The organism is Geobacillus sp. FSL W8-1251, from assembly GCF_038005945.1.
Classification (GTDB): domain Bacteria; phylum Bacillota; class Bacilli; order Bacillales; family Anoxybacillaceae; genus Geobacillus; species Geobacillus stearothermophilus.
Genome location: NZ_JBBOUF010000001.1, coordinates 2,261,072 through 2,277,894 on the forward strand (window position 1 = coordinate 2,261,072; position 16,823 = coordinate 2,277,894).

The window sequence follows — 16,823 nt, forward strand, 5'->3', positions numbered from 1 at the left end:
GAATATCATACGATGAATTCGATGCCGCAAGGAGGGGAAACGTGGCCAAACCGCGAATCGATCACGACCGGTTGTTCAAAGAGCTGCTGTCGACGTTTTTCGAAGAGTTTTTGCTTCTTTTCTTTCCCAACGTGTACGAGCACATCGACGTTCGCCACCTTTCTTTCCTCACAGAAGAACTGTTTACCGACGTGACGGCCGGAGAGAAGCATCGCGTCGACTTGTTGGTCGAAACGAAGATGAAGGGGGAGGAAGGGCTCATCATCGTCCATGTCGAACACCAAAGCTACGCACAGCGGACCTTCCCCGAGCGAATGTTCCTCTACTTCAGCCGCTTGTTTCAAAAATACCGCCGCCGCATTCTTCCGATCGCCATCTTCAGCTATGATGAACACCACGATGAACCTTCCTCATTGGTCGTCCAGTTTCCGTTTTTGACCGTTCTCGACTTCCGCTTTCTGACGGTGGAGCTGCGCAAACTGCCGTGGCGCGCGTACATCCGCCATGACAATCCCGTCGCCGCTGCCTTGTTAAGCAAAATGGGGTATAATGAAGAAGAAAAGGTCGAAGTGAAAAAAGAATTTTTGCGCATGCTCGTCCGCCTTGAGCTCGATGAGGCGAAACAGCGGCTGTTGTTCGGTTTTTTTGAAACGTATTTGCGGTTGTCCGAAGAGGAGGAAGCCAAACTGCGAAACGAGGTGAGCCAAATGGAAACGAAGGAAGCGAAGCAAGTGATGGAGCTCATCGTCTCGTACGAACAGCGGGGAATGGAAAAGGGAATTCAACAAGGAGTCAAACAAGGGATGAAGCAAGGGCGCCAAAAAGGGATTGAGGAAGGGAAAATCGACATCGCGAAGAAAATGTTGGCGAAAGGGTACGATGTCGACACGATCCACGAGCTGACCGGGCTGCCGGCGGAAAAGATTGAACAGCTGAAGAAGTAAACCCGCCTTCGCATTGTCGTCGACCTCCAATCGTACAAAAATCCCGGGGGATCGACGACAATCATTTTATGCGTTCGAAAAAACAGCCGGACAGGGAACGGCTCCCTGTCCGGCTGGGTTCTTGTTACACGAGCGGTCCGCCGAGTTTTTCGATGGACGGATCGATGTGGGCGAATTTTTGGAAGTTGGCGCGGAATTTTTGCGCTAGCTCTTTTGCTTTTTGTTCGTATGCTTGTTTGTCGGCCCATGTGTTTTGCGGCTGCAGGACGTCATCCGGCACGCCCGGGACGCGGGTCGGGATGGCGAGGCCGAAAATCGGATCTTTGACCGTTTCGACGTTGTCGAGCTCCCCTTTGACGGCGGCTTGCACCATCGCCCGGGTGTAGGCGAGCTTCATGCGGCTTCCGACGCCGTACGGCCCCCCTGTCCAGCCGGTGTTGACCAAAAAGACGCGGACGTTGTGTTCGGCGATTTTTTGCCCGAGCATTTCCGCGTACTCAACGGCCGGGCGCGGCAAAAACGGTGCGCCGAAGCACGTTGAGAACGTTGCTTCCGGTTCGGTGACGCCGCGTTCGGTGCCGGCGAGCTTGCTTGTGTAGCCGCTTAAGAAATGGTACATCGCCTGTTCGCGCGTCAGCTTGCTGATCGGCGGCAGGACGCCGAACGCATCGGCTGTCAAAAACACGATCGTGGACGGATGGCCGGCGACGCTCGGGTCGATGATGTTTTGGATCGCCTGAAGCGGGTAGGCGGCGCGTGTGTTTTCCGTCAGCGTGCCGTCGTCGTAATTCGGCACCCGCGTCGCGTCATCGAGAACGACGTTTTCGAGCACCGCGCCGAAGCCGATGGCGTCAAAAATTTGCGGCTCTTTCTCGCGCGATAGCTTGATGCATTTCGCATAGCAGCCGCCTTCGATGTTGAAAATGCCGCGGCTTGACCAACCGTGTTCGTCATCGCCGATCAAGCGGCGGTTCGGGTCGGTCGAGAGCGTCGTTTTTCCCGTTCCCGACAAGCCGAAAAAGAGGGCGACGTCGCCTTCCTGCCCGACGTTGGCCGAGCAGTGCATCGGCAGGATGCCTTGTTCCGGCAGCACATAGTTCATGACCGAGAAAATCGATTTTTTCATTTCGCCGGCATACTCGGTGCCGCCGATCAACACGGTGCGCCGTTCAAACGAGATGATGATGAACGCTTCCGAGCGCGTCCCGTCCACCTTCGGGTCGGCTTTAAAGTTCGGCGCGCAAATGACGGTGAATTGCGGCTCGTGCGCGGCGAGCTCCTCGGCGCTCGGGCGGATGAACAGCTGATGGACGAACAAGTTGTGCCAGGCGAATTCGTTGACGACTTGAATCGGCAGCCGGTATTTCGGATCGGCGCCGGCAAAGCCTTTAAAGACGAACAGTTCATCTTGTTTCATTAAATAATCGAGCACTTTGTCGTACAGTTTCTCAAACGTTTCCGGAGACATCGGCTGGTTGACCGTTCCCCAGTCGATCGTTTGCTTCGTGGACGGTTCTTCGACGATGTATTTGTCTTTCGGCGACCGCCCCGTGTACTTGCCGGTTGTCACCGCGACGGCTCCGGTGTGGGTCAGCCGTCCTTCGTTCCGTTGCAGGACTTTCTCGACGAGCTCGGCGACGGACAATTGGTGATGTACGTACGGTTTTTGTAGCAATAAATCAAGCTTATTCGTCATGTTTGTGATCCCCATGTTCAAAACCTGCCTTCTTTTTGTAATCACTCTTGAAAATAGTATAACACATTTTTATTAATAGCCCATACTAATTGCGTGGGTTTTTCAAACTTTATTTTTGCCCAATGTGTCGATTTCCTTGAGGAAATAATTTTCTCGGCTGGAAATGATAAAAAATGAATTTTGATAGTTGACTTTGCCGATTCCGTTGCGATAAGATAAGTCATTGAACGGATACTCTTATCCCGAGCCGGTGGAGGGACAGGCCCGATGAAGCCCAGCAACCGTCACAACTGGACATGTGTGAAATGGTGCTAACCTGTGGCAAGGCGCAGTCCTTGAACGATAAGAGTGAAAGGAAGCAATACGATTGCCATGACCTTTCCTCAGCCGTTACAGGAAAGGTTTTTTATATTGCGAAGGGAAAAAGGGAAATGAGTTCCGTGTCGCCACATTATGCCAAGAGGAGGAAACAAACCGAATGTCAGCCAAACGCCGCTTGTTTACTTCAGAGTCTGTGACGGAAGGACATCCGGATAAAATTTGCGACCAAATTTCTGACGCCATTTTGGATGCCATTTTGGAAAAAGATCCGACCGCCCGCGTCGCCTGCGAAACGAGCGTCACGACCGGGCTGGTGCTCGTGAGCGGGGAAATCACGACATCAACATACGTGGACATTCCGCGCATCGTCCGCGATACGATCCGGGAGATCGGCTACACGCGCGCCAAATACGGATTTGACGCTGATACGTGCGCGGTGCTGACGTCGATTGACGAACAATCGCCGGACATTGCGATGGGGGTGGACCGGGCGCTCGAGGCGCGCGAAGGTCAGATGACTGATGAGGAAATTGAAGCGATCGGCGCCGGCGACCAAGGATTGATGTTTGGGTTCGCCTGCAATGAGACGGAAGAATTGATGCCACTGCCGATTTCGCTTGCGCACCGCTTGGCGCGCCGATTGGCGGAAGTGCGCAAAACGGACGTCTTGCCGTACTTGCGGCCGGACGGGAAAACGCAAGTGACGATCGAATACGATGAAAACGGCAAACCGGTGCGCGTCGATACGATCGTCGTTTCCGCGCAGCACCATCCGGAAATTACGCAAGAGCAAATCGAGCGCGACATTAAAGAGCAGGTCATCAAGCCGGTCGTGCCCGCGGAGCTGCTTGATGAGAACACGAACTATTTCATCAACCCGACAGGACGGTTTGTCATCGGCGGTCCGCAAGGGGATGCTGGGTTGACGGGGCGCAAAATCATCGTCGATACGTACGGCGGCTACGCCCGCCACGGCGGTGGCGCGTTCTCGGGCAAAGATCCGACGAAAGTCGACCGCTCGGCAGCGTATGCGGCCCGCTATGTCGCGAAAAACATCGTCGCGGCAGGACTGGCCGACAAATGCGAAGTGCAGCTCGCCTACGCGATCGGCGTCGCCCGTCCGGTATCGATTTCCATTGATACATTCGGCACCGGCAAAGTGTCGGAAGATATTTTGATTGAGGTCGTGCGCAGCAACTTCGATCTCCGCCCGGCGGGCATCATCAAAATGCTTGACCTGCGCCGCCCGATTTACAAACAGACGGCTGCTTACGGCCATTTTGGGCGTACGGACATCGACTTGCCGTGGGAGCGCACTGATAAAGCGACGACGCTGAGAGAACAAGCGCTGGCGCTGGCGGACAAGTGATGAAAGAAAAAGAGCTGCCTGATCACGGTAGCTCTTTTTTGTCGGCGCACGATGTCCGCTGTTGCTGCAGCGCTTTGTAATACTGCCCTTTCTCGACATATTCGCGGCGGATGCGCTCCATTTCGCGGATATCGTCTTCCGTCAGTTCGCGGACGACTTTCGCCGGCCGGCCGAGGGCGAGCGTGTTGGGTGGAATTTTTTTGCCCGGCGGCACTAAACTGCCGGCGCCGATAAACGCGCCTTCCCCGATTTCCGCGCGGTCCAAAATGATTGAGCCCATGCCGATGAGCGCGTTTTTGCGAACGATGGCGCTGTGCAAAATGACTTGATGGCCGACCGTCACCCCGTCCTCAATGATAAGCGGATTGTTTGGACTTTGATGCAAAATTGAGTTATCTTGAATATTGACCCGGTTGCCAATCACCGTTGGTGCCACATCGCCGCGAATGACGGTATTGAACCAAATGCTTGTCTCTTCGCCGATCACGACATCGCCGGTGATCGTCACATAGTCGGCGATAAAGGCGGAGGCGGCAATTTGCGGCGTTTTGCCTTTGTATGGGTAAATCATGGGCGTTCGTTCCTTTCTGTTGCAAAATCGATCGTTCACCATGTATTGTACAACGCTGCGTCCAAATCGCCAACGAAAGCGAGCGCGCCTAATCGGGATTGGTGAAAAATGTTTCGTTTCGCCCGATGAGTGGTTGGGATCGGGGAAGAAGATCCGATTTCAAAAAGCTTCTCAACGTGAGAAGAACCGTTGTTGAGCGGCTTTTTCATTCCGTCGCCAACCCTTTTATGATTTGCCCCGGCCGCATTGATGGCAATACTGGAAGACGAGATCGCAAGCTGTTCAGACGCGAAACAATTTTGGTTGCCGATAAGATGGAAATGCTAGGAGACGAGACCATGGTGTTTGCACCTGAGGTGAACCGATTGAACATTCCGAAAAACCCCATCGCCTTGATGAAAATGGTGTATCGTGACGTGCTTCCGCTTGTCCACCGCGAGCTTGCCTATTGGCGGCGCCAGGCCGAGCGCATTCCCGACCCGGAGCTTCGGAGCCAGGCCTTGGCGAGCATCGCGTCGAAAACGTTCCATTGCGAAGGCGGCTCCATTTTGGCGCTTTTGGCCGGAGAAAACATGGAGGATTGCATCCGCTTTATCGTGGCTTACCAGACGATTAGCGATTATTTGGATAATTTGTGCGACCGCAGCACCTCGCTCGATCCGCTCGACTTTCGCGCCTTGCACGATTCGATGCCGGACGCGTTGACAATCGGCGCCGAGCCGTCGAACTATTACCGCCATCGCCGCGAACAGGAAGACGGCGGCTATTTGCCGGCGCTTGTCCGCACGTGCCAAGAGGTGCTCAAGACGGTGCGCCATTATGAGACGATCGCCCCATTTTTGCATGAATTGGCCGGATATTATTGCGACTTGCAAGTGCATAAACATGTCGAAGCGAGCGAGCGGGTGCCGCGGCTGGAGAAATGGTTCGCGCAATACAAAGACGCCTTGCCGCCGATGGAGTGGTATGAGTTTTCCGCCTGCTCCGGTTCGACGCTCGGTATTTTCTGTCTCGTCGCCTATGCGTTTGGCGAATCGCTGCCGCCGGAGATGGCGAGACAAGTGCGCGACGGTTATTTTCCATACATTCAAGGGCTGCACATTTTGCTCGACTATTTGATCGATCAAGAGGAAGATCGAGCCGGCGGCGATTTGAATTTTTGCTTTTACTATCCGAATGAAACGGTGATGCTTGAGCGGCTTTGCCATTTCATCGAAGAGGCCGACCGCCATGTCGGCGCCCTTCCGCACGGCCAGTTTCACCGCCTTATTCACCGAGGGCTTCTTGGGTTGTATTTGTCGGATGCCAAGGTGAAAAAGCAACGCGGTCTGCACCGGCTGGCGCGCCGGCTCGTCCGCGCCGGCGGGGCGGCGTCGATGTTTTTTTATTGGAACGGAAAAGCGTACCGCTTTTGGCAGGAGCGACAAAAACGGCTGTCCTTTTCGTAAGGGCAGCCGTTTGCTTGTACTGGCGAGAGCAGTGGTTCGTCGGCGGATCGGACGGAATCAGGCGCTCCCATCCGCCCGATTCTCGAGTGCGATCAAAAACGGCGGGTTGTTTTGCCGATTGATGAATTCGTATTTCAAGGCATGGACGCGCCGTTGATCAAGAAAGCGGACGTAATCAAGGAGCGCGTCGCGTTCGCGCTTTCCCTCCGGATGGCCGTGGTAGACGACAAGAACGATGATGCCGCCCGGCTTTAGGATGGAAAGAAGCTGCTCGACCGCTTGAATCGTCGATTCCGGCTGGGTGGCGATTTGCTTATTGCCGCCCGGCAAATAGCCGAGGTTGAACACGGCGCCGGCGATGCGTCCGTGAACGGAGTTGGGGAGCGTTTCGAGCAGCAGGCTATGGCTTGTCTGAAACAGCGTCACCCGCCCGTCCAGCCCGTGTTCGGCGAGGCGGGCTCTGGCCGCCGCGATCGCTTCGGCTTGAATATCAAAACCAAACACATGCCCGCGCTCCCCGACGAGCTCGGCTAAAAAGACGGTGTCATGGCCGTTGCCAACCGTCGCATCGACGGCGATGTCGCCTTCGTTGACTGCTTGATCAAGCAAAAAGCGGGCAAACGGCAAAATATTCATGATGGCCATGCGTTTGCCACCCCCTGTTCGCGCCGCTTTCCTTGAAAGCTGTCCCGCCGCTTGAGTTCAGCGTCAATGGCGTTTAGCCCTTCCCATTTGTTGACGCTCCACATCGGGCCAAAATCGCCCGATCTGGCGGCGCTGCAAAACGTGCAGTCGCCATACGTCACCGTCCCATCGCGGTTCGGGCAGTCAAACCTGCCGTCAAGGGCGACTTTGAACACGTTTGGGCCGAACGTTTGCTGCAAATGGCAGTTCCATGTGTGATACCGTTTTCCGTCGGCGGCATATGGAAATGGGATTGCGTTTGTCACGGCCGTTCTCTCCTTGTGCTGAAATGGCATCATCCTTGCATTGTACCACGGATGGCGGCAAAAAGCGACTGTTGCCAATCATTGACGTGATACAGATGAAAGCGTCGGCGCATAGTAAAGATGAGGGAACATCATGAAAAGAGGTGAGCGCATGGCGACAAGACAATCGGTGGAAGAATTTTTGCAGCGGTGCGAAGACGTCATCCGCTTTGCGAAAGAACAATATACGGAAGCGCAAAAGCAAGAGCACTACAACATCACGGAATACACAAACGCCCAGCAAATGCTTGAGCAGACAGTCAACGATTTGGCTCACTTGGCGCGAAGTTGCAACGCCCAGCAGCGCGAACAGCTGCATCGGATGCGGCTTCAGCTTGAGCAGCTGCAAAACGAGATGATTTTGCTTGACCGATGAAACAAGAGCTTTGCACGATGGCCGCTATCGAAGGTCCTGGTGCATAACAAGCGGATGTTGCCTGACCGGTGAAACGGAAAGCAACCGCAGGGCGGCTGTCTGCTTGATGGCGAACACAAGGAGGAACAAGGAATGAAGCGACGTCTGAAACAAACGAACCCGGAGCAAAAAACGCGCAACGGTCACAACAACAACGATTTGGAACTCGGCCAAGACTTTGATCCGGTGAAACTGGCGAAAAAACAGTATGAACAAACAGGTGGCCAGCCGGCCCGCTCCAAGCAGCGGAACGGGTGACGCGCCGCTGTCTGTGAGGGCGCCATGCCGCCCTCTTTTTTTGATTGCTTTTTTTCGCTTTCCCACATACAATTAGTTTGGGAGTCGAAATAGCAGACGAAAAGGATGATGACCGATGCCCCGCGCTCTTTGGTGGCTGCTTGTCGGCATGGCGCTCAATGTCACAGGAGCGTCGTTTTTATGGCCGCTAAATACCATTTATTTGCATGAACAGCTCGGCCAGCCGCTCGCCGTAGCGGGAGCGGTGCTGATGCTCAACTCCGGCGGCAGCGTCATTGGCAGCTTGCTCGGCGGCATGTTGTTTGACCGGATCGGCGGGTTTCGCACGCTCGTGTCCGGAGCGTGCCTGACGATGGCGGCGCTTGCCGGTTTGGGCGTCTGGCATGGTTGGCCGCATTATGCCGTCTGGCTGGCGCTTGTCGGCATCGGCAACGGCGTCGTCTTTCCGGCGGCGTCGGCGTATGTCGGGGCGGTTTGGCCGGAAGGGGGACGGCGGGCATTCAACGCCTTGTATGTGGCGCAAAACATCGGCGTCGCCGCCGGCTCGGCGCTTGGCGGCGTTGTCGCCTCGCATTCGTTTGCGCTCGTGTTTTGGGCGAACGTTTGGCTGTATGCCGCTTTTTTGGCGACGGTCGTCATTGGGCTGCGGCGCATGCCGCTTCCGCCGCTGCGGAGAAAAGAGCGGAAGCGCCGAACGGGGGACGGGGCGCCCCGGGCGCACATCCGCGCCCTTGTCCTTCTTTGCGCCGGCTATGGATTATGCTGGATGAGCTACGTCCAATGGTCGACGACGATCGCCGCCTATACGCGCGAGCTTTCCATTCCGGTTCATCACTACAGCTTGCTTTGGACGATCAACGGCGCCTTGATCGTGCTCGGCCAGCCGCTGTTGGCGCCGTTGGTCCGCCGCTTTATGCCGGGGATGAAGCGGCAGATCGCCATCGGGTTCGCCGTTTTCACCGTCTCGTTTGCGATATTGTTTGGCGCGGATTCACTTTTGCAATTTGCGACGTCGATGGTTGTGCTCACGATCGCCGAAATGATCGTCTGGCCGGCGATTCCGGCGGTGGTGAACGAGCTGGCGCCGCTGGGGAGAGCCGGGTTTTACCAAGGGATCGTCAACGGCACGGCCACGGCTGGACGGATGATCGGGCCGGTCCTCGGCGGGTGGGTCGCCGATGCGTTCGGAATGAAACCGCTCATCGGATTGCTTGTCGCCTTCGCTCTGCTGGCCGCCGGCGCGGCGCTCGTGTATGACCGGGGGCTGCCGAAGCGGGCGGAAGAGGCGGGGGAAAAAACGGCTGTGACCGTCTAGTTTTTCGCTTGCAATCGATCGACAAATTTTTTACAATAATAATAAATTTGTCATCATAAAGCGAACAACGGTGAAGAGGAATAGTAGCGGGCTTGATGGACGGCAGAGAGTTGACGGTCGGTGCGAGTCAACCGAAGTCAATCCGCGAACTCGCCTCGGAGTTGCCGGCGTGAACGGCTGCGGCCGATAACGCCGGCCGTGAATCTGCGTTAAGGAACAAAGCGGGTGCGCCATAGGCGCGCCAAAAAAGGGTGGTACCGCGGGAAGCGTTCCTCTCGTCCCTTTTGTTCGGGATGAGGGGTTTTTTTGTACATATTTTCGTCTATGATGCAAGTAGAACTGGATAGGAGGAGTGCTGCGATGAGCTTCAACCACCGCGAAATTGAACAAAAATGGCAGGACTATTGGGAGAAAAACAAAACGTTCCGCACGCCCGATGATGACGACAAGCCGAAGTTTTATGTGCTCGACATGTTCCCGTATCCGTCCGGCGCCGGCTTGCACGTCGGCCATCCGGAAGGATATACGGCAACCGACATTTTGGCGCGCATGAAGCGGATGCAAGGGTACAACGTCCTTCACCCGATGGGCTGGGACGCATTTGGGCTGCCGGCCGAGCAATATGCGCTTGACACCGGCAACGACCCGGCGGAGTTTACGCAAAAGAACATCGACAACTTCCGCCGGCAGATCAAATCGCTCGGGTTCTCATACGACTGGGACCGTGAAATCAACACGACCGACCCGAATTATTACAAATGGACGCAATGGATTTTCTTGAAGCTGTATGAAAAAGGGCTCGCCTACATGGATGAAGTGCCGGTCAACTGGTGCCCGGCGCTCGGCACCGTGCTGGCGAACGAAGAGGTGATCAACGGCCGGAGCGAGCGCGGCGGGCATCCGGTCATCCGTAAGCCGATGCGGCAATGGATGCTGAAAATCACCGCCTACGCCGACCGGCTGCTCGAAGACTTAGAAGAGCTCGACTGGCCGGAAAGCATTAAGGAAATGCAGCGCAACTGGATTGGCCGTTCGGAGGGAGCGGAAATCGAGTTCGCCGTCGACGGCCATGACGAAACGTTCACCGTCTTCACGACGCGGCCCGATACGCTGTTTGGCGCGACGTACACCGTCTTGGCGCCGGAGCATCCGCTCGTGGAAAAAATCACAACGCCGGAGCAAAAGCCAGCCGTTGACGCCTACTTAAAGGAAATTCAAAGCAAAAGCGACCTTGAGCGCACCGATTTGGCGAAAGAAAAAACGGGTGTGTTCACCGGCGCGTACGCCATTCACCCGGTCACCGGCGATCGGCTTCCGATTTGGATCGCCGACTACGTCTTGATGAGCTACGGCACCGGAGCGATCATGGCTGTGCCGGCGCACGATGAGCGCGACTATGAATTCGCGAAAACATTCCACTTGCCGATCAAAGAAGTCGTTGCCGGCGGGAATATCGAAAAGGAAGCGTACACCGGAGATGGTGAGCATATCAACTCCGAGTTTTTAAACGGCTTGAACAAGCAGGAAGCGATCGACAAAATGATCGCCTGGCTTGAGGAGCATGGCAAAGGGCGGAAAAAAGTGTCGTACCGGTTGCGCGACTGGCTGTTCAGCCGCCAGCGCTACTGGGGCGAGCCGATTCCGATCATCCATTGGGAAGACGGCACGATGACGCCGGTGCCGGAAGAGGAATTGCCGCTTGTGTTGCCGAAAACGGATGAAATCCGTCCGTCGGGAACGGGCGAGTCGCCGCTGGCCAACATCGAAGAATGGGTCAATGTTGTCGACCCGAAAACCGGGAAAAAAGGGCGGCGCGAAACGAACACGATGCCGCAATGGGCGGGCAGCTGCTGGTATTACTTGCGCTACATCGACCCCCACAACGACAAGCAGCTCGCCGATCCGGAGAAATTGAAAAAATGGCTGCCGGTCGACGTCTACATCGGCGGGGCGGAGCACGCGGTCTTGCATTTGCTGTACGCCCGCTTCTGGCATAAGTTTCTCTACGACCTTGGCGTCGTGCCGACGAAAGAGCCGTTCCAAAAGCTGTTCAACCAAGGGATGATTTTGGGCGAAAACAACGAAAAAATGAGCAAATCCAAAGGTAACGTCGTCAACCCGGACGATATCGTCGAAAGCCATGGCGCCGACACGCTGCGGCTGTATGAAATGTTCATGGGGCCGCTTGAAGCGTCGATCGCCTGGTCGACGAAAGGGCTTGACGGGGCGCGGCGCTTCCTCGACCGCGTCTGGAGACTCTTTGTCACCGAGAATGGCGAACTGAACCCGAACATTGTCGACGAACCGGCGAACGATACGCTCGAGCGCGTCTATCATCAAACGGTGAAAAAAGTGACGGAAGACTATGAAGGCTTGCGCTTTAACACTGCCATTTCGCAGCTGATGGTGTTTATCAACGAAGCGTACAAAGCGGAGCAAATGAAAAAAGAATACATGGAAGGCTTCGTCAAGCTCTTGTCACCGGTTTGTCCGCACATCGGCGAAGAGTTGTGGCAAAAGCTCGGCCATACGGACACGATCGCCTACGAACCGTGGCCGGCGTATGATGAAACGAAGCTCGTCGACGACGTCGTCGAAATCGTCGTGCAAATCAACGGCAAAGTGCGGTCGCGCCTGCACGTGCCAGCCGACTTGCCAAAAGAAGCGCTCGAGGAGCGGGCGCTGGCCGACGAAAAAATCAAAGAGCAGCTCGAGGGCAAAACGGTGCGCAAAGTGATCGCCGTCCCCGGCAAGCTCGTCAATATCGTCGCCAACTGATCGTTGGCTGTTCGATCCGCACAGGCGGTGGCGCGTGCCGTTTCCTGCGAAGCAACCGCAACGGCGCCCACGCCGTCTGGGCCGGCTTTGTCCCTCCGCTTGGCGCGGAAGCGGGCGTCCATCGCCGATGTGCTTTTAGGCAGCGGGCGGGGAAACTGCGCTTTCTCGCCGCCGTTTGTCGAAGCGGCCAAAAGCAAGAACCGTTTGCTGAAACGATCAAAGAAAGGAGTCGGTCCGCCATGGAAGAGATCAAAGAAATTACCCCGGCTGAGGTGAAGGAAAAACTCGAACGCGGTGAAAAGCTGAACATTGTCGATGTGCGCGAAGACGAGGAAGTCGCCCTCGGCATGATTCCGGGCGCCAAGCATATCAAAATGGGCGACATCCCCGATCGGCTTGAGGAATTCGACCGCAATGAAGAATATATTTTCGTCTGCCGCTCCGGGCGGCGTAGCGAAAACGTCTGCCGCTATTTACAAGAGCGCGGCTACCGTGTTTGCAACATGACAGGCGGCATGCTTGAGTGGGAAGGGGAAACGGTGCGGAAACGATGATGCCTCGTCGCGCCTGCCGTTTCCGCCTGACCGCGGCCGGGCGTCCGTGCGAATGGCGATGCGGGCTTTCGTGAAGAAGGTTTCCATGTTAACGAGACATCACAGTTTTGGCCGACATGCAGTCGGCAGCCGAAGGCGGCCTGCACGTTTTGTTCGACAGGTGTCCCAATCGTTTGGGGCGCCTGTTTTGTTTTTTAGTGCCGAAGGGCGATGGAAGCAGACAGAAAAAACGTTATAATTTTCAGTAAAATAAACCGGCACGCAAGACAACGGCGGCGTCCATACGAACAGCGGCATCATCAATAAAGCGGCGTACTTGCTCAGCCAAGGCGGCGTCCATTACGGCGTGAGCGTCACCGGCATCGGCCGCGACAAAATGGGGAAAATTTTCTACCGGGCGCTTGTCTACTATTTGACGCCGACGTCGAACTTCAGCCAGCTGCGTGCCGCCTGCGTGCAAGCGGCCGCTGATTTGTACGGGTCGACAAGCCAAGAAGTCAACTCGGTGAAACAGGCGTTCAATGCGGTTGGAGTGTATTAAGACGATGACGTCACGCGTCCCGCTGTTCGGGGGCGCGTGACGCCTTTTGTGGGCAGGATTTTCCCTAAATGCGTAGAAAAGGAAAAAGAAAACGGGGGAATGGCGATGTACAAAGTGAAAGTGTTTGATAAAGAGCATGAAAAAGATTTGGAAGCGGCGGTCAATGATTTTTTAGCCCGATTGAAAGACGGACAGTTGATCGATGTCAAGTACAGCGTGGCGGCAATGGAATCGGAAGGCGAGCAAATCTACTGTTTTTCCGCCATGGTTATTTACCGGACTTGACACTTCACACGGCTCCAGACTGCGGGATTCTTTGGCCGTTTTCGTGCTGATCCCCCCAAAGCGGGCGACGCTTTTTTCGTTTCGGCATTTCCATTTCAGGCGGCGAAATTTTGCGATCGCCCGCCTTGAAGACGGGCGTTGTCGGAATGTCAGCGAACGCCCCGGAGCACCCGAGGGGCATGAGGACGGCGGTCAATTCGTTGCTGTCTGCCCCGCGGAGCCGCTCGCCCCGTTTTTTTCCGCCAATGCATAGCGGGCGGCGTTCACGCCGGCGAGCCGCCCGGTGACAAGGGCGGCGGTGATGTTGTAGCCGCCCGTGTAGCCGTGAATGTCCAAAATTTCCCCACAAAAGTAAAGGCCGGCCATGCATTTGGAGGCCATTGTTTTCGGCTCAATTTCTTTGACCGACACGCCGCCGCCGGTGACGAACGCTTTCTCAAGCGGCAGCGTGCCGTGGACGTAAAAGGTAAATTGTTTGCACTGTCGGACAAACACCCGCAGCGCCTCATGGCCGACCGTGCCGGCAGAGGCGTGCGGGTCGATGCCGGCCCGCTCGAGCAAAAAGACGGCGTACCGCTCGGGAAGCACCGTTTTGGCGATCGTTTTCATCGCCTTTTTCGGCTCCTCTTTGCACAGCTTGACGAACTGTTGAAACAGCTCTTCCTGCGTCACGTCCGGAAGCGCGTCGATGCTCATTTTGACCGCGCCGTCCACCGCTTTTTTCAACGCCTTAACGACAAACTGGCTGCAGCGGAGAGCAGCTGGGCCGGAAATGCCGAAGTGCGTAAACAGCATATCCATCCGGTGGGTGATGATCGGTTTGCCATTCGGCTTTAAGACGCTTAACGCGACGTCGCGCAGCGACAAGCCTTGCAGCGTCCGCTCTCGGATGAACGGCTCATGCGAGACGATCGGAACTTCGGTTGGAAACAATTCGGTCACCGTGTGGCCCGCTTTTTCCGCCCACGGATAGCCGTCGCCTGTTGAGCCGGTTTGCGGCACCGATTTGCCGCCGACGGCGACGACAACCGCACGGGCGTGGATCGTCTCCCCGCTTTTCAGCGTGACACCGACTGTTTTTCCTTGTTCATACAACACGTCCGCCACTGGCGATTCAAGTCGAACATCGACGCCAAGGCGCGACAATTCGCGAACAAGCGCGTCGACGACCGACTGGGCGCTGTCGCTTTTGGGAAACATGCGGCCGTGGTCTTCCTCCTTGAGCGGCACGCCGAGCCGCTCAAAAAAGCGGATGATGTCTTCATTGTTAAATACGGAAAAGGCGCTGTATAAAAAGCGGCCGTTGCCGGGAATATGGCGGACCATTTCATCCACCGGCAGCCGATTCGTCACGTTGCAGCGTCCGCCGCCGGAGATGGCGAGCTTGCGCCCGAGCTTCGTTCCTTTTTCCAACAAGAGCACCTTCGCCCCTTCTTCGCCGGCGCCGATGGCCGCCATGAGCCCGGACGGACCGCCGCCGATGATGATGACGTCGTATCCCATGTTCATTCCACCCTTTCTTTTTGCGCGTGGCCGATATTTTTCGTTCCATTGACAACTATGGTAAAATAGATACGTTATCATTTTCAACGTCCATGGCTAGGGAAGGGGTCATATGTCAACATCGAAACTGCTGCGCGGCACGTTTATTTTAACGGCTGGCGTGATGATTTCTCGCCTTCTTGGTTTATTTTACGTCATCCCGTTTTACCATCTTGTCGGCGAGCGCGGCGGGGCGCTGTACGGATACGGCTATGTGCCGTACCAAATTTTTTTGAGCTTGGCGACCGGCGGGCTGCCGGTGGCGGTGTCAAAGTTTGTGTCGAAATACAACGCGCTTGGGGAATACGGCGTCGGCTATCGGCTCTTTCGCTCCGGCCTTGTCTTGATGATCGCAAGCGGCATCGCCTCATGGCTCATTTTGTACGCCCTGGCGCCCATCTTGGCGCCGCACGTCATCGATGCGAAAACGAACGTCAACTCGGTCGACGACGTCACGGCCGTCATCCGCGCGGTCAGCTTTGCGCTCCTCATCGTGCCGGTGATGAGCTTGATCCGCGGATTTTTCCAAGGACATGAGTCGATGGGCCCGACGGCGCTGTCGCAAGTCGTCGAACAAATCGCGCGCATCGCGTTTTTGCTTGGGGCGTGCTACGTCATTTTGCGCCTGATGGACGGCTCGATCGTCTCCGCTGTGAGCGCGGCGACGTTTGCCGCGTTTGTCGGGGCGGCGGCGGGGCTTTTGGTGTTGCTTGTCTATTGGTGGAAGCGGCGTCCGTATTTGCAGTCGCTGCTTGCGCGTGACCGCGGCGAAGCGGACGTGTCGCTTTTGGCGATGTATAAAGAGCTGCTTCTTTCTTCGATTCCGTTTGTTTTTGTCGGCTTGTCGATGTCGCTGTACCAGCTCGTCGATCAGTTTACGTTCAATCACGCGATGGCGGCGGCGGGCCGCGGGAGCATCGCGGAGCACGCGTATTCCGTGTTCAACATGTGGGCGCAAAAGCTCGTCGTCATCCCCGTGACGCTCGCGACCTCGTTCAGCTTGGCGCTCATCCCGACGATTACGAAAGCGTATGTCGCGCAAGACCGGAAAGCGCTGCGGCAATATTTGAACCAGACGTTTCAAGTGCTCATGTTTTTAACGCTCCCGGCGGTGATTGGCATGGCGGTGCTGGCAGGGCCGGTGTACAGCTCGTTTTACAGCTATGATCCGCTTGGTGAACAAGTGTTGCGCTGGTATGCGCCGGCGGCGATTTTGTACGCTTTGTTTTCTGTGACGGCGGCGATCATGCAAGGCATCAACGAGCAGCGGTTTACGGTCGTCAGTTTGACAGCCGGCTTGCTTGTGAAGCTTTTGCTCAACACGCCGCTCATTATGAAATGGTCGGCCGTCGGGGCCATTGTGGCCACGATGGCGGGCTATTTCGTCTCGGTGGCGTTCAACTTATGGGTCATTCAGCGCCGCACGCGCTACCGCTATCGGTTTGTCGCCCGCCGGACGGCGTTTATGGCCATCCTGACGGCGGCGATGTCAGCGGCGGTTATGGGGGTCGAGGCGCTGGCGTCCCGATGGATCGATTACCGCGCCGGCACCGCTGAATCGGTGGGCGCTGTTTCCATCGGCGCAGCGGTCGGGGCGGCCGTCTACTTGTTTCTCAGCATCCGCTTCGGGTTGTTTTCGGCGCTGTTTGGCGACCGGTTTGCGTTTTGGCGCCGGAAAGAGAAAAAGGCGGTATCGTAGACGAGGGTGTATGGGGGGATCGGCCGTTTCCTAGAAGCGGCTCGTTTAGGCCGGGAGCCTGGCGGACGGCGCTTCTTGCGAACATCGCGGCGCCCGAG

14 protein-coding genes, 2 pseudogenes, 1 riboswitch and 1 other annotated feature are annotated in these 16,823 nt (G+C 56.3%); of the genes and pseudogenes, 11 read left to right on the forward strand and 5 right to left on the reverse strand.

The features are described 5' to 3' along the window. Positions 1-41: 41 nt before the first annotated feature. On the forward strand, positions 42-944 hold the full coding sequence (locus NSS88_RS11950; protein WP_055358948.1) for an Rpn family recombination-promoting nuclease/putative transposase: 903 nt from the start codon (positions 42-44) through the stop codon (positions 942-944). 124 nt (positions 945-1,068) lie between these two features. Here the strand turns inward: NSS88_RS11950 and pckA are convergent, their stop codons facing one another. After that, entirely contained in the window at positions 1,069-2,655 is a 1,587-nt protein-coding gene (gene pckA / locus NSS88_RS11955) for a phosphoenolpyruvate carboxykinase (ATP) (protein ID WP_341084729.1), read from the reverse strand. A 219-nt stretch (positions 2,656-2,874) separates the two neighbouring features. Next, a riboswitch (SAM riboswitch) is annotated at positions 2,875-2,989 on the forward strand. 129 nt (positions 2,990-3,118) lie between these two features. On the opposite strand from pckA, the gene metK reads away from it, so the two are divergent. Beyond that, positions 3,119-4,330 (forward strand): methionine adenosyltransferase, encoded by a 1,212-nt coding sequence (gene metK, locus NSS88_RS11960; protein WP_055358946.1) that lies wholly within the window; start codon positions 3,119-3,121, stop codon positions 4,328-4,330. A gap of 22 nt (positions 4,331-4,352) precedes the next feature. Here the strand turns inward: metK and NSS88_RS11965 are convergent, their stop codons facing one another. Further along, on the reverse strand, positions 4,353-4,901 hold the full coding sequence (locus NSS88_RS11965; protein ID WP_011232320.1) for a gamma carbonic anhydrase: 549 nt from the start codon (positions 4,899-4,901) through the stop codon (positions 4,353-4,355). 338 nt (positions 4,902-5,239) lie between these two features. Here NSS88_RS11965 and NSS88_RS11970 point away from each other — a divergent pair, with 338 nt between their 5' ends. After that, complete coding sequence (locus NSS88_RS11970) at positions 5,240-6,349, forward strand: tetraprenyl-beta-curcumene synthase family protein (RefSeq protein ID WP_341084733.1); 1,110 nt, start codon at positions 5,240-5,242, stop codon at positions 6,347-6,349. A gap of 57 nt (positions 6,350-6,406) precedes the next feature. Here the strand turns inward: NSS88_RS11970 and NSS88_RS11975 are convergent, their stop codons facing one another. Together NSS88_RS11975 and NSS88_RS11980 are read right to left on the reverse strand one after the other, a co-directional pair. Further along, positions 6,407-6,994 carry a tRNA (mnm(5)s(2)U34)-methyltransferase gene (locus NSS88_RS11975; protein WP_055358945.1) on the reverse strand — a complete coding sequence of 196 codons (588 nt, stop codon included), beginning with the start codon at positions 6,992-6,994 and terminating at the stop codon, positions 6,407-6,409. A gap of 110 nt (positions 6,995-7,104) precedes the next feature. Beyond that, a pseudogene (locus NSS88_RS11980) lies at positions 7,105-7,329 on the reverse strand (hypothetical protein); the annotation flags it as partial. Positions 7,330-7,450: 121 nt separating this feature from the next. Between NSS88_RS11980 and NSS88_RS11985 the strand changes: the two are divergent. From NSS88_RS11985 to NSS88_RS12015, 7 genes and pseudogenes are all read left to right on the forward strand, one after another. Next, on the forward strand, positions 7,451-7,714 hold the full coding sequence (locus tag NSS88_RS11985; protein WP_033009819.1) for a YtzC family protein: 264 nt from the start codon (positions 7,451-7,453) through the stop codon (positions 7,712-7,714). A 132-nt stretch (positions 7,715-7,846) separates the two neighbouring features. Further along, positions 7,847-8,011 (forward strand): hypothetical protein, encoded by a 165-nt coding sequence (locus NSS88_RS11990; RefSeq protein ID WP_033009817.1) that lies wholly within the window; start codon positions 7,847-7,849, stop codon positions 8,009-8,011. A 115-nt stretch (positions 8,012-8,126) separates the two neighbouring features. After that, positions 8,127-9,326: an MDR family MFS transporter gene (locus NSS88_RS11995; protein ID WP_050367713.1), complete on the forward strand. Its 1,200-nt coding sequence runs from the start codon at positions 8,127-8,129 to the stop codon at positions 9,324-9,326. 61 nt (positions 9,327-9,387) lie between these two features. Continuing rightward, positions 9,388-9,612 (forward strand) — a binding site (T-box leader). 74 nt (positions 9,613-9,686) lie between these two features. Beyond that, the gene (leuS, locus tag NSS88_RS12000; RefSeq protein WP_055358943.1) at positions 9,687-12,104 is read left to right on the forward strand and encodes a leucine--tRNA ligase; all 2,418 of its coding nucleotides are present in this window, start codon (positions 9,687-9,689) and stop codon (positions 12,102-12,104) included. 239 nt (positions 12,105-12,343) lie between these two features. Then, positions 12,344-12,658 (forward strand): rhodanese-like domain-containing protein, encoded by a 315-nt coding sequence (locus NSS88_RS12005; RefSeq protein WP_061580659.1) that lies wholly within the window; start codon positions 12,344-12,346, stop codon positions 12,656-12,658. Between the two features lie 253 nt (positions 12,659-12,911). After that, positions 12,912-13,199: pseudogene (locus NSS88_RS12010) on the forward strand (peptidase M4 family protein); the annotation flags it as partial. Positions 13,200-13,304: 105 nt separating this feature from the next. Then, positions 13,305-13,484: a sporulation protein Cse60 gene (locus NSS88_RS12015; RefSeq protein ID WP_008880941.1), complete on the forward strand. Its 180-nt coding sequence runs from the start codon at positions 13,305-13,307 to the stop codon at positions 13,482-13,484. Between the two features lie 192 nt (positions 13,485-13,676). Here the strand turns inward: NSS88_RS12015 and NSS88_RS12020 are convergent, their stop codons facing one another. Further along, on the reverse strand, positions 13,677-14,987 hold the full coding sequence (locus NSS88_RS12020) for an NAD(P)/FAD-dependent oxidoreductase (RefSeq protein ID WP_341084754.1): 1,311 nt from the start codon (positions 14,985-14,987) through the stop codon (positions 13,677-13,679). A gap of 112 nt (positions 14,988-15,099) precedes the next feature. On the opposite strand from NSS88_RS12020, the gene NSS88_RS12025 reads away from it, so the two are divergent. Further along, the gene (locus tag NSS88_RS12025) at positions 15,100-16,725 is read left to right on the forward strand and encodes a putative polysaccharide biosynthesis protein (protein ID WP_055358940.1); all 1,626 of its coding nucleotides are present in this window, start codon (positions 15,100-15,102) and stop codon (positions 16,723-16,725) included. The last annotated feature ends 98 nt before the right edge of the window (positions 16,726-16,823 follow it).

Excerpts from the sequence above, each read along its gene's own strand:
- NSS88_RS11975 (WP_055358945.1), bottom strand. The coding sequence starts at position 6,994 with ATGGCCATCATGAATATTTTGCCGTTTGCCCGCTTTTTGCTTGATCAA.
- NSS88_RS12020 (WP_341084754.1), bottom strand. The coding sequence starts at position 14,987 with ATGGGATACGACGTCATCATCATCGGCGGCGGTCCGTCCGGGCTCATG.
- NSS88_RS11965 (WP_011232320.1), bottom strand. The coding sequence starts at position 4,901 with ATGATTTACCCATACAAAGGCAAAACGCCGCAAATTGCCGCCTCCGCC.
- NSS88_RS11985 (WP_033009819.1), top strand. The coding sequence starts at position 7,451 with ATGGCGACAAGACAATCGGTGGAAGAATTTTTGCAGCGGTGCGAAGAC.
- NSS88_RS11970 (WP_341084733.1), top strand. The coding sequence starts at position 5,240 with ATGGTGTTTGCACCTGAGGTGAACCGATTGAACATTCCGAAAAACCCC.
- NSS88_RS11995 (WP_050367713.1), top strand. The coding sequence starts at position 8,127 with ATGCCCCGCGCTCTTTGGTGGCTGCTTGTCGGCATGGCGCTCAATGTC.
- NSS88_RS12005 (WP_061580659.1), top strand. The coding sequence starts at position 12,344 with ATGGAAGAGATCAAAGAAATTACCCCGGCTGAGGTGAAGGAAAAACTC.
- NSS88_RS11990 (WP_033009817.1), top strand. The coding sequence starts at position 7,847 with ATGAAGCGACGTCTGAAACAAACGAACCCGGAGCAAAAAACGCGCAAC.
- NSS88_RS12015 (WP_008880941.1), top strand. The coding sequence starts at position 13,305 with ATGTACAAAGTGAAAGTGTTTGATAAAGAGCATGAAAAAGATTTGGAA.
- leuS (WP_055358943.1), top strand. The coding sequence starts at position 9,687 with ATGAGCTTCAACCACCGCGAAATTGAACAAAAATGGCAGGACTATTGG.
- metK (WP_055358946.1), top strand. The coding sequence starts at position 3,119 with ATGTCAGCCAAACGCCGCTTGTTTACTTCAGAGTCTGTGACGGAAGGA.
- NSS88_RS12025 (WP_055358940.1), top strand. The coding sequence starts at position 15,100 with ATGTCAACATCGAAACTGCTGCGCGGCACGTTTATTTTAACGGCTGGC.
- pckA (WP_341084729.1), bottom strand. The coding sequence starts at position 2,655 with ATGGGGATCACAAACATGACGAATAAGCTTGATTTATTGCTACAAAAA.